We start from the raw sequence: 13,389 nt of genomic DNA on the forward strand, positions 1-13,389 counted from the left end.
ATTGTCCCAAATGATCCTACGACCATTATCTAGAAATATCCCGGGACGTCCAAGCTATTTGATTGATGAAAATAATGAAGTGAAAAGTCAGGTTCGTAAGGACCTTAAACATACTATACGAGGAGGACTCCGTATGTCACAACACTATTATTCCAAAAATCCTCAAACTACAAGCAAACCTCAAGAATGGGCATATACATTGCGTGGCGAAAAGATTCAGTTCCAAACAGATTCAGGTGTTTTCAGCAAAAATGAGGTGGATTTCGGTTCCCGGTTATTGATTGAAGCATTTGAGGATTCTTCTGTGGAAGGGCCGATATTGGATGTCGGTTGCGGTTACGGAGCAATCGGAATTGCCATCGCAAAATCGTTTCCACTCAAAAAAGTTCATATGGTGGACGTCAATACGCGGGCCATTGAACTTGCCAAGAAAAATGCATTGAAAAACAGTGCGGATAACGTCGAGATATATGAAAGTGATGGACTTTCGTCGGTGAGTGAGGAAGGGTTTTCGGCAATAGTAACCAATCCACCGATACGGGCGGGAAAAGAAACAGTCTTCAGATTTTATGAGGAAGCATTTGAGAAGATTGCGCCTGGCGGATCGCTATGGGTCGTAATCCAGAAAAAGCAGGGTGCTCCTTCGACGCAGGAGAAATTGGAAGAGCTTTTCGGGAACTCCAGAGTGGCAGATAAGAAGAAGGGTTACTTTATTTTTGAAGCCAGAAAAGTTTGACTTGACAAAATCCCTGTGATATTATAATGAAATGCAAAATTTATTATTTTGAGGTCGTTTGCCCTTTTTCGGGCAGAGCATGGCGGCAGAAGAAATCACGTGTTAACCGAAAATGAGCTGATTCGTTGGTCTCGTTTTCTTTTTGTCTTTTCGATATCATACACTATTTTGTTGAAATCGCAAAGACCTATAATCGTTTTATTGAGGGGTGAATAAGTTGGTAGGTCAACTAGTTCAGTATGGTCAACATCGTCAACGCAGAAGTTTTTCGAGAATCAGTGAAGTACTGGATCTTCCGAACCTGATTGAAATCCAATCATCATCTTATGAGTGGTTCCTTGAAGAAGGGCTGCGCGAAATGTTCCGCGATATTTCGCCGATTGAAGATTTCACAGGAAATCTTTCGCTCGAATTTGTTGATTACAGTCTTGCAGAACCGAAGTATCCAGTGGACGAATCAAAAGAACGGGATGTCACTTACGCTGCTCCGCTGCGTGTTAAAGTGCGTCTTCACAACAAAGAAACAGATGAAGTGAAAGAGCAGGATGTCTTCATGGGGGATTTCCCTTTGATGACGGAAACCGGCACTTTTGTCATCAATGGCGCTGAACGTGTCATTGTTTCACAACTTGTCCGTTCGCCAAGTGTCTATTTCCACGACAAGACAGATAAAAACGGGAAAAAAGGATTCGGTGCAACCGTCATCCCTAACCGTGGTGCCTGGCTTGAATATGAAACAGACGCAAAAGACGTTGTGTATGTCAGAATTGACCGCACGCGCAAGCTTCCTGTAACTGTCCTTTTGAGAGCACTTGGTTTCGGTTCCGATCAGGAGATCATCGATTTGCTTGGTGATAACGAATACTTACGCAACACGCTCGAAAAAGACAATACAGAAAGCACTGAAAAAGCCCTTCTGGAAATTTATGAGCGTCTGCGCCCGGGCGAGCCGCCAACAGTCGAAAGCGCGAAGAGTTTATTGTATTCACGCTTTTTCGACCCAAAACGCTATGACCTGGCCAATGTAGGCCGCTATAAAATGAACAAAAAGCTTCACATCAAGAACCGCCTTTTCAATCAGACAATCGCTGAAACGCTGGTTGATCCTGAAACCGGCGAAATTCTGGTGGAAGCGGGCACGCTAATCGATCGCCGCGTCCTTGATAAGATCATTCCGAACCTTGAAAGCGGTGTGGGCTTCCAGACTGTCACTCAAGTGGGCGGCGTGCTGGAAGGCGACGTTACGCTGCAGGCAGTTAAAATTTTCGCTCCGAATGACGAAGAGCAAAAAGAAATTACTGTGATAAGCAATGCTTATATAGAAGATAAGATTAAGCATGTAACCCCTGCTGATATCATTTCTTCCATCAGTTACTTCTTTAACCTGTTATACGGAGTTGGAAACACGGATGATATCGATCATCTCGGGAACCGCCGACTCCGTTCAGTTGGAGAATTGCTGCAAAACCAGTTCCGCATCGGTTTATCCCGTATGGAACGAGTGGTGCGTGAGCGTATGTCGATCAACGACACACAAGCAATCGTCCCGCAGCAATTGATCAATATCCGTCCGGTTATTGCATCGATTAAAGAGTTCTTCGGCAGCTCTCAGTTATCACAGTTTATGGACCAAACGAATCCGCTTGCTGAATTGACGCACAAACGTCGTCTGTCTGCGCTTGGGCCCGGTGGTCTGACCCGTGAACGTGCTGGTTTCGAAGTGCGTGACGTCCATTATTCACATTATGGCCGCATGTGCCCGATTGAAACTCCTGAGGGGCCGAACATCGGCTTGATCAATACACTTTCCACTTTCGCGAAAGTGAATAAATTCGGTTTTATTGAAACACCTTATCGCCGCGTTGATCCTGAAAGCGGTCTGGTAACCGGACAAATTGATTATCTGACAGCTGATGAAGAAGATAATTACGTGGTTGCTCAGGCCAACTCAGTGCTGAATGCCGACGGCTCTTTTGTTGAAGAAGAAGTTGTTGCGCGTTTCCGCGGTGAAAATACGCTTTACAAACGCAGCAGCGTCGATTACATGGATGTTTCGCCGAAACAGGTTGTTTCGGTTGCAACAGCGTGTATTCCGTTCCTTGAAAACGATGACTCCAACCGTGCCCTTATGGGTGCGAACATGCAGCGTCAGGCTGTTCCACTTTTGAATCCGGAAGCTCCTTTTGTGGGAACCGGAATGGAACACCTGGCAGCAAGAGATTCAGGTGCTGCCGTTATTGCTAAAAACGATGGTATCGTCGAATATGTGGAAGCGAAAGAAATCCGCGTTCGCCACATCGAAGACGTGGATGGCAATGAAGTTAAAGGTGATGTGGACACATATCGCCTGCAGAAATTCATCCGTTCGAACCAAGGTACGAGTTATAACCAGCGTCCAATCGTCAAAGTCGGAGACCGTGTTTCAAGACGCGACATCCTGGCTGACGGACCTTCAATGGAACGTGGCGAAATGGCCCTGGGCCGAAATGTCTTAGTGGCATTCATGACTTGGGACGGTTTTAACTATGAAGATGCGATCATCATGAGTGAACGTCTCGTGAAGGATGATGTTTATACATCTGTCCATATCGAAGAGTACGAATCAGATTCCCGTGATACGAAATTGGGGCCTGAGGAAATCACGCGTGATATTCCGAACGTCGGAGAAGATGCGCTTCGCAACCTCGATGACCGCGGAATTATCCGTGTTGGTGCAGAAGTAAAAGATGGCGACATCCTGGTCGGTAAAGTAACACCTAAAGGGGTTACGGAGTTGACAGCGGAAGAACGTTTGCTGCACGCCATTTTTGGTGAAAAAGCCCGTGAAGTCCGTGATACATCACTTCGTGTGCCACATGGCGCCGGCGGTATTGTATTGGATGTTAAAATTTTCAACCGTGAAGACGGGGACGAGCTTCCACCAGGCGTCAACCAACTGGTGCGCGCCTACATCGTTCAGAAGCGTAAAATTTCTGTCGGTGATAAAATGGCCGGCCGTCACGGTAACAAAGGTGTTATCTCCCGGATTCTTCCGGAAGAGGATATGCCTTTCATGCCGGATGGCACTCCTGTCGACATCATGTTGAATCCACTTGGCGTTCCTTCCCGGATGAATATCGGGCAAGTACTGGAACTTCATTTGGGAATGGCTTCCCGCTCACTCGGAATTCATATGGCTTCATCTGTATTTGATGGAGCGAATGAGGATGATGTTCTGGAAACCATGGAAGAATCGGGCATGCCGCGCGACGGAAAAACCATCCTATATGATGGCCGTTCCGGAGAAGCCTTCGATAACCGTGTATCTGTCGGAATCATGTATATGATCAAACTGGCGCACATGGTTGACGATAAGCTCCACGCCCGTTCGACTGGACCTTACTCACTTGTTACGCAGCAGCCGCTTGGTGGTAAAGCACAATTCGGCGGACAGCGCTTCGGTGAGATGGAAGTTTGGGCACTTGAAGCATATGGTGCCGCACATACGCTGCAGGAAATCCTGACAGTCAAGTCGGATGATGTGGTTGGACGTGTGAAAACGTATGAAGCGATTGTCAAAGGTGAAAGTGTACCGGAACCAAGTGTGCCGGAGTCATTCAAAGTTTTGATAAAAGAACTTCAAAGTCTTGGTATGGACGTAAAAATGCTGACAATCGACGATGAGGAAATTGAATTGCGCGATTTGGATGAAGAAGAAGATCTTCAGCCGGCCGATTCATTGAATATCCTGCCGATTGCAGATCAGGAAACACCTATTGGAACAGTTGATTGATAATTAATTGGAAAAGGGCAGTCACGCACTGCCCCAAGTCCATTCACTTGGTCATTAACGAGGAAGAGCCGTATAGAAACTCGAGACAAAAGGGAGGTAGGCTCCTTGATAGATGTTAATAATTTTGAGTATATGAAAATCGGATTAGCTTCACCCGATAAAATTCGCTCATGGTCTTATGGAGAAGTCAAAAAGCCAGAAACAATTAACTACCGTACATTAAAACCTGAAAAAGATGGTTTGTTCTGTGAACGTATTTTCGGTCCTACAAAAGACTGGGAATGCCATTGCGGAAAATACAAACGCGTCCGCTATAAAGGTGTTGTCTGCGATCGTTGTGGCGTAGAAGTCACACGCTCGAAAGTCCGCCGCGAACGTATGGGGCATATTGAATTAGCTGCTCCGGTTTCACATATCTGGTACTTCAAAGGAATCCCGAGCCGTATGGGGCTCATCCTTGATATGTCGCCGCGTTCATTGGAAGAAGTTATTTATTTCGCTTCATATGTTGTTATCGATCCAGCGGATACGCCGCTTGAGAAGAAACAGCTGCTGTCGGAAAAAGAATACCGCGCTTATCGCGATAAATTCGGTAAAAAATTCCAGGCTGCAATGGGAGCGGAAGCGATCAAGCGACTTCTTCAGGAAATCGACCTTGAACGCGAAACTGATTCTTTAAAAGAAGAATTGAAAACAGCTCAAGGACAACGCCGTACGCGTGCGATCAAACGCCTTGAAGTTGTGGAATCTTTCCGTAATTCGGGCAACAATCCGGATTGGATGATTCTGGATGTTCTTCCTGTAATTCCTCCGGAGCTTCGCCCGATGGTTCAATTGGACGGCGGTCGTTTTGCGACTTCTGACTTGAACGATCTTTACCGTCGTGTCATCAACCGGAACAACCGTTTGAAACGTTTATTGGACCTCGGTGCTCCGAGCATCATCGTTCAGAACGAAAAACGCATGCTGCAGGAAGCTGTAGATGCTTTGATCGATAATGGCCGTCGCGGCCGTCCTGTTACTGGACCGGGTAACCGTCCGTTGAAATCTCTTTCTCATATGCTGAAAGGGAAACAAGGACGTTTCCGTCAAAACCTTCTGGGTAAACGTGTCGATTATTCAGGCCGTTCCGTTATTGTTGTCGGACCGAACCTGAAAATGTATCAATGCGGCTTGCCAAAAGGAATGGCGATCGAATTGTTCAAGCCTTTCGTTATGAAAGAACTTGTGGAACGCGGTCTTGCCCATAACATCAAGAGTGCGAAACGCAAAATCGAACGCCTTCATTCTGAAGTTTGGGATGTACTGGAAGATGTCATCAAGGAGCATCCGGTTCTTCTGAACCGTGCACCGACGCTTCACAGACTCGGTATCCAGGCTTTCGAACCGACGTTGGTCGAAGGGAAGGCAATTCGCCTTCACCCGTTGGTATGTACGGCATACAACGCCGACTTTGATGGTGACCAAATGGCGGTTCACGTACCGCTTTCTTCTGAAGCCCAGGCAGAAGCAAGATTATTGATGCTTGCCGCTCAGAACATTTTGAACCCGAAAGACGGAAAACCTGTTGTAACTCCTTCACAGGATATGGTTTTGGGTAACTATTACCTAACGTTGGAGCGCAAAGGCGCGACTGGCGAAGGGGCTACGTTCTCCGGACCTGAAGAGGTTTTGGTTGCTTATCAGACAGGCCATGTACATTTGCATACTCGTATCGCAATCAAAGCCGAATCTGTAAACAACCCAACTTTCACGGCTGAACAAAACAAAATGTTGCTGCTGACAACTGTCGGTAAAATCATTTTCAATGAAATTCTGCCGAAATCGTTCCCTTACATCAACGAACCAACGGATTTCAATCTGCAAGTGGAAACACCGGCGAAGTATTTTGTCTCTACAACGACAGATATTCGCAAACACATTGCAGAGGCCGAATTGGTAACACCGTTCAAGAAGAAAATTTTGGGAGAAATCATTGCTGAAGTATTCAAACGTTTCCATATTACGGAAACTTCAAGAATGCTTGACCGCATGAAGAGCCTTGGATTCAAATATTCCACTCAAGCTGGTATTACGGTAGGTATCTCTGATATCGTCGTTCTTCCGGATAAAGGTGAAATTCTTGTTGAAGCGCAGGATAATGTCGATAAAGTTATGAAGCAATTCCGTCGTGGTTTGATTACTGAAGAGGAACGCTATGCACGCGTCATTTCTTTCTGGAGTAACGCAAAAGATGTTATTCAGGAAAAATTGATGGCTTCTCTTGATAATATGAATCCGATTTACATGATGAGTGACTCCGGTGCCCGTGGTAACGCATCCAACTTTACGCAATTAGCTGGTATGCGCGGACTTATGGCCAACCCGGCAGGGCGCATTATTGAACTTCCGATCAAGTCTTCTTTCCGTGAAGGTCTGACGGTATTGGAATACTTCATCTCCACACACGGTGCGCGTAAAGGTCTTGCCGATACAGCACTGAAAACTGCCGATTCAGGTTACTTGACTCGTCGTTTAGTGGATGTTGCACAAGATGCAATTGTCCGTGAAAATGACTGTGGCACTGACCGTGGCTTGTTGGTTGGAGCGTTGATGGAAGGTACGGAAGTAATCGAAGAGTTGGAAGAGCGTATCGTTGGACGACATGCTAAGAAAACAATTCGCCATCCGGAAACAAAAGAAGTAATTGTTGCGAAAGATGAGTTGATTACACAAGATTTGACTCGCCTCATTGTTGAAGCTGGGATCAAAGAAGTGACAATCCGTTCAGCATTTACTTGTAACACGAAACACGGCGTCTGCAAAAAATGTTACGGTACGAACCTTGCGACTGGTGACGAAGTTGAAGTGGGCGAAGCAGTCGGCATTATTGCCGCTCAATCCATCGGAGAACCAGGAACACAGCTTACAATGCGTACATTCCACACAGGCGGTGTAGCAGGAGACGATATTACACAGGGTCTTCCGCGTATCCAGGAAATTTTCGAATCCAGAAATCCGAAAGGCCAGGCAGTGATTTCTGAAATTACAGGTACGGTTACTGAAATTGATGAAATTCGCGAAGGCCAGAAAGAAATTACAATTCAAGGTGAAGTGGAAACCCGTAAATATCTTGCGCCTTATAACGCACGCCTGAAAGTGCAGATGGATGATGTAGTTGTCCGTGGCCAAGTGTTAACGGATGGTTCGACCGATCCGAAACAATTGTTGCAAGTTAAAGATGTTCAAGCTGTTCAAGTTTATTTATTGAAGGAAGTTCAAAAAGTTTACCGCATGCAGGGTGTTGAAATCGGCGACAAACACGTGGAAGTCATGGTTCGTCAAATGTTCCGTAAAGTCCGTGTGATTGAAGCAGGAGATACAGAATTGCTGCCAGGTTCACTGTTGGATATCCACCAATTTACAGAAGCCAATGTCAAAGCAGTTCTTGAAGGAAACCTTCCGGCAACAAGCCGTCCGGTTATTCTCGGAATTACAAAAGCTTCTCTTGAAACAGAATCATTCCTTTCAGCTGCATCCTTCCAGGAAACAACGCGTGTCCTTACGGATGCCGCAATTAAAGGGAAGCGCGATGAGTTACTCGGCTTGAAAGAAAATGTTATTATCGGTAAGCTCGTTCCGGCTGGTACTGGAATGCAGCGCTACCGTCAGATCAAAATTGCCCAAAGTGAAAAAGCACCGGCGGAAGAAATCGTCGGCTCTGAATCATAATTCGAGCAAGTGGATTTCGGGGAGTTTCCAATAACTCCCCGGGATTTTTTATAAATCCAGTTGACAGCAAATTCATAGGGTGATATTATGTTGAAGGTTGATGGTTAGCGACCCTTCACTTTATTGGTATGTAAATACTTTAATGGAGCAGCAGGAATCGCGAGTTATCTTCGGGATTAAGCAACAGTAATAGCGATTAAAGTGGCAATGTCCAAGAATATATAAGTGATGAGATTGAATGGCCGATCAGGTTGTCCGGACATCTATAAGATATGGCCAGTTCAAATGAAATCACTCAAGATTAATGCTTGGCTAAGCAGTGGGGATTGAACCTCTGCAGCTGCTGAAGCAATTACTGGATACCAGTTTTTGTGTAGAAAACACAAAGACTTTGTTTTTTACCCAAAAATGAACCACCTGGATATGTGGTATTAGAACACCTTTTGAGAGGAGGAAAAAATCGATGCCTACAATTAACCAATTAGTTAACAAGCCTCGTAAACCGAAAAGCACTAAATCAGGCTCACCAGCGTTGAACAAAGGGTATAACAGCTTCAAAAAAGCTCAGACTGACGTCAGCTCACCTCAGAAACGTGGAGTTTGTACTCGTGTTGGTACGATGACACCGAAAAAACCTAACTCCGCATTGCGTAAATATGCGCGTGTACGGTTAACGAACCAAATTGAGGTCAATGCATACATCGGCGGCGAAGGTCACAACCTTCAAGAGCACAGTGTAGTTCTTCTTCGCGGCGGACGCGTAAAAGATTTACCGGGTGTGCGTTACCATATTGTACGTGGAGCACTTGATACTGCTGGAGTAAACGGCCGTATGCAAGGACGTTCTAAATACGGAACTAAACGCCCTAAAGCAAAAAAATAATCAATTAAATTAACGAATAACCTTCGTTGAAAGGAGGAACATACATGCCTCGTAAAGGTCCTGTAGCAAAACGTGACGTGTTGCCAGATCCAATTTATAATTCCAAATTGGTGACACGCTTAATTAATAAAATGATGGTTGACGGAAAAAGAGGTACTTCACAAAAGATCCTATACGGAGCGTTCGAACTTGTTAAAGAACGCAGCGGTAAAGATCCAATTGAAGTATACGAGCAAGCATTGACTAACATCATGCCAGTTCTTGAAGTTCGCTCACGCCGTGTTGGTGGAGCTAACTACCAGGTCCCGGTTGAAGTTCGTCCTGATCGCCGTACTACTCTAGGTCTTCGCTTCCTTGTAAACTATTCGCGTCTTCGTGGAGAGAAAACAATGGAAGAGCGTTTGGCTAACGAAATCATGGATGCAGCCAACAACACCGGTTCATCAGTTAAGAAACGTGAAGATTTGCATAAAATGGCAGAAGCGAACAAAGCATTCGCTCATTACCGCTGGTAAATTCTTGCAAGATGTGAAAATCTTAATCCAAGATGGAAGGAGAAAAACAACATGGCTAGAGAGTTCTCCTTAGACAAAACACGTAATATCGGAATCATGGCACACATTGATGCCGGTAAAACGACTACTACGGAGCGTATTCTTTATTACACTGGTAGAATCCACAAGATTGGGGAAACTCATGAAGGTGCTTCTCAAATGGACTGGATGGAGCAAGAGCAGGAACGTGGAATCACTATCACGTCTGCTGCTACAACTGCTTCATGGAAAAACCACCGTGTAAACATCATCGATACTCCAGGGCACGTAGACTTCACTGTTGAAGTTGAACGTTCTCTGCGCGTACTTGATGGTGCAGTTACAGTTCTTGATGCTCAATCAGGTGTTGAGCCTCAGACTGAAACAGTTTGGCGTCAAGCTACAACTTACGGAGTTCCACGAATCGTATTCATCAACAAAATGGATAAAATTGGTGCAGACTTCCTGTATTCTGTAGGCACGTTACACGAGCGCCTGCAAGCAAATGCTCATCCAATCCAATTGCCAATCGGCGCAGAAGATGAATTTTCAGCGATTATTGACCTTGTTGAAATGAACGCACGCTTCTATGCAAACGATTTGGGAACTGAAATTACAGAAGGTGAAATTCCTGAAGACTACAAAGAGCTTGCGGAAGAGTGGCACACGAAATTAGTGGAAGCTGTTGCTGAGCTTGATGAAGACTTGATGGAAAAATATCTTAGCGGAGAAGAAATCACAAAAGAAGAACTTAAAGCTGGTATCCGTAAAGGAACACTAGACGTTGAGTTTTATCCAGTGGTTTGTGGATCTGCTTTCAAAAATAAAGGGGTTCAATTAACGCTTGATGCAGTAATTGATTACCTGCCGTCACCACTTGACGTACCTCCAATGACCGGCGTTCTTCCGGATTCAGATGAAGAGGTGTTGCGCAGACCGGACGAAGACGAGCCATTCTCGGCTTTAGCGTTTAAAGTAATGACAGACCCATACGTAGGGAAGTTAACTTTCTTCCGCGTATACTCTGGAACTCTTAAATCTGGTTCATATGTTCAGAACTCTTCTAAAGGCAAGCGTGAGCGCGTAGGACGTATCCTGCAGATGCACGCTAACTCCCGTGAAGAAATCGCTGAAGTATATTGCGGAGATATTGCTGCTGCTATCGGACTTAAAGATACATCGACGGGTGATACTTTAAGCGACGAGAAACATCAGGTTATCCTTGAACGCATGGTATTCCCGGAACCAGTTATCTCACTTTCTGTGGAACCTAAGTCAAAAGCGGATCAAGACAAAATGGGTCAAGCTCTTGGTAAATTGCAAGAAGAAGATCCAACTTTCCGTGCACACACTGACCAGGAGACTGGCCAAACAATCATCGCGGGTATGGGTGAACTTCACCTTGATATCCTAGTTGACCGTATGCGCCGTGAATTCAACGTAGAAGCTAACGTAGGTGCACCTCAGGTATCTTACCGTGAGACATTCCGCGATACTGCTAAAGTTGAAGGTAAATTCGTTCGCCAATCCGGTGGACGCGGACAATTCGGACACGTTTGGATTGAGTTCTCGCCAAACGAAGAAGGAGCAGGATTTGAATTTGAAAATGCGGTCGTTGGTGGTGTTGTTCCGCGTGAATACATTCCTGCAGTTGAAGCGGGTCTTCGCGATTCTCTAGACAACGGTGTTATTGCCGGCTATCCATTGATCGATATCAAAGCTAAATTGTATGATGGATCTTACCATGATGTTGACTCGAATGAGATGGCATTTAAAGTTGCTGCTTCGATGGCGCTTAAAAATGCAATTTCTAAAGTTCGTCCGGTTCTTCTGGAGCCAATTATGCGCGTCGAGGTTGTTATCCCTGAGGAATACCTTGGAGATATCATGGGTGACATAACGTCACGCCGCGGCCGTGTAGAAGGTATGGACGCTCGCGGAAACGCGCAGGTTGTTCGTTCTATGGTACCACTTGCAGAAATGTTCGGATATGCGACTGCGTTGCGTTCAAACACGCAAGGCCGTGGTGTATTCTCAATGCACTTCGATCATTATGAAGAAGTGCCGAAATCCATTTCTGAAGAAATCATCAAAAAAAATAAAGGTCAGTAATTGAATTTTGACCTTTAATCAAGTATAAATAATTTGTATGCCAGGAATAATAGGGCCCTGTTATTCCTGCACATCAAATAAAAAATTAACTTAATTTTCGAGGAGGATTTTTCTAATGGGAAAAGCTAAATTTGACCGTTCAAAAACACACGCTAATATTGGTACAATTGGTCACGTCGACCATGGTAAAACAACTTTGACTGCTGCAATCGCTACAGTACTTGCTAGAGCATCAGGCGGCGAAGCACGTTCTTACGCCCAAATCGATAACGCACCAGAAGAAAAAGAGCGTGGTATCACAATCAACACTTCTCACGTTGAGTATGAAACTGCAACTCGTCACTACGCACACGTAGATTGCCCAGGACACGCTGACTATGTTAAAAACATGATCACAGGTGCTGCTCAAATGGACGGCGGAATCTTGGTAGTATCTGCTGCTGACGGCCCAATGCCGCAAACTCGTGAGCACATTCTTCTTTCACGTCAAGTTGGTGTACCTTACCTTGTTGTATTCATGAACAAATGTGACATGGTAGATGACGAAGAACTTCTTGAACTAGTTGAAATGGAAGTTCGCGATCTTCTATCTGAATATGACTTCCCTGGCGATGACATTCCTGTCATCAAAGGTTCTGCTCTTAAAGCTCTTGAAGGAGAAGCAGAATGGGAAGAAAAAATCATGGAATTGATGAACGCAGTTGATGAGTACATTCCAACTCCACCGCGTGACACTGACAAGCCATTCATGATGCCTGTTGAGGATGTATTCTCAATCACTGGCCGTGGTACGGTTGCTACTGGACGCGTTGAACGCGGACAAATTAAAATCGGTGACAACGTTGATATCATCGGTATTACTGAAGAACCAAAATCTACTACTGTAACAGGTGTAGAAATGTTCCGTAAATTGCTTGACTATGCTGAAGCTGGCGACAACATCGGTGCACTTCTTCGTGGGGTTTCCCGCGACGATGTACAACGTGGACAAGTACTGGCTAAGCCAGGCACAATTACTCCGCACACTGAGTTCAAAGCTGAAGTTTATGTTCTTTCAAAAGAAGAGGGTGGACGTCACACTCCATTCTTCACAAACTACCGTCCACAGTTTTACTTCCGTACAACTGATGTAACTGGTGTTTGTAACCTTCCTGAAGGTGTTGAAATGGTTATGCCTGGAGATAACATCGAAATGATCGTTTCTCTAATCTCTCCTATCGCACTTGAAGAAGGAACTAAGTTCTCTATCCGTGAGGGTGGACGTACTGTAGGCGCTGGCGTTGTAGCAACTATCACTAAATAATAATTGCTAAGCGTAAATATTAAAGCCTGTCTCATTCAGAAGAATGAGACAGGCTTTTTTTGTTTTTATACGATCTGCCAAGAATAAAGCCGTAATCCTCCCTCCAATTTCATCTCCCTCCTCTCTAATTACATAATCACTTTGAAAATATAGGTTCTTTTTTCTCTAAAGACAAAAGGAAAATGCTTCTCGGTCATAAAATTTTTAAAAATCGCCGATTGTAAAATTAAGCTAGACAACTAAAAAGCCATCCGTGGTACACTCACAATGTATTTTCCGACCAAAGAAAAACATAGGAGTGACCACGAATGACCTACACCCATCTTACCACGGACGAAC

Annotated in this window: 7 protein-coding genes; all 7 read left to right on the plus strand. The window is 45.0% G+C overall.

The genetic code is table 11. The features are described 5' to 3' along the window. Nucleotides 1-133 precede the first annotated feature (133 nt). The 7 genes from DIJ65_RS15680 to tuf all read left to right on the plus strand — a co-directional run bounded on the left by DIJ65_RS15680 (nt 134) and on the right by tuf (nt 13,050). The gene (locus DIJ65_RS15680; protein ID WP_071152144.1) at nt 134-736 is read left to right on the plus strand and encodes a class I SAM-dependent methyltransferase; all 603 of its coding nucleotides are present in this window, start codon (nt 134-136) and stop codon (nt 734-736) included. Between the two features lie 217 nt (nt 737-953). Further along, nucleotides 954-4,508, plus strand: a complete 3,555-nt coding sequence (gene rpoB / locus DIJ65_RS15685; protein WP_117303755.1) for a DNA-directed RNA polymerase subunit beta — start codon at nt 954-956, stop codon at nt 4,506-4,508. Between the two features lie 132 nt (nt 4,509-4,640). Continuing rightward, the gene (rpoC, locus tag DIJ65_RS15690) at nt 4,641-8,219 is read left to right on the plus strand and encodes a DNA-directed RNA polymerase subunit beta' (RefSeq protein ID WP_407947360.1); all 3,579 of its coding nucleotides are present in this window, start codon (nt 4,641-4,643) and stop codon (nt 8,217-8,219) included. A gap of 463 nt (nt 8,220-8,682) precedes the next feature. Beyond that, on the plus strand, nt 8,683-9,102 hold the full coding sequence (rpsL, locus tag DIJ65_RS15695; RefSeq protein ID WP_117303753.1) for a 30S ribosomal protein S12: 420 nt from the start codon (nt 8,683-8,685) through the stop codon (nt 9,100-9,102). A 44-nt stretch (nt 9,103-9,146) separates the two neighbouring features. Next, nucleotides 9,147-9,617 carry a 30S ribosomal protein S7 gene (gene rpsG / locus DIJ65_RS15700; RefSeq protein ID WP_117303752.1) on the plus strand — a complete coding sequence of 157 codons (471 nt, stop codon included), beginning with the start codon at nt 9,147-9,149 and terminating at the stop codon, nt 9,615-9,617. A gap of 51 nt (nt 9,618-9,668) precedes the next feature. Continuing rightward, nucleotides 9,669-11,747: an elongation factor G gene (gene fusA / locus DIJ65_RS15705; RefSeq protein WP_117303751.1), complete on the plus strand. Its 2,079-nt coding sequence runs from the start codon at nt 9,669-9,671 to the stop codon at nt 11,745-11,747. A 115-nt stretch (nt 11,748-11,862) separates the two neighbouring features. Next, nucleotides 11,863-13,050, plus strand: coding sequence for an elongation factor Tu (gene tuf / locus DIJ65_RS15710; RefSeq protein WP_117303750.1), 1,188 nt, complete (start codon nt 11,863-11,865; stop codon nt 13,048-13,050). The last annotated feature ends 339 nt before the right edge of the window (nt 13,051-13,389 follow it).

This window comes from Planococcus salinarum, from assembly GCF_007004625.1.
Taxonomy (GTDB): domain Bacteria; phylum Bacillota; class Bacilli; order Bacillales_A; family Planococcaceae; genus Planococcus; species Planococcus salinarum.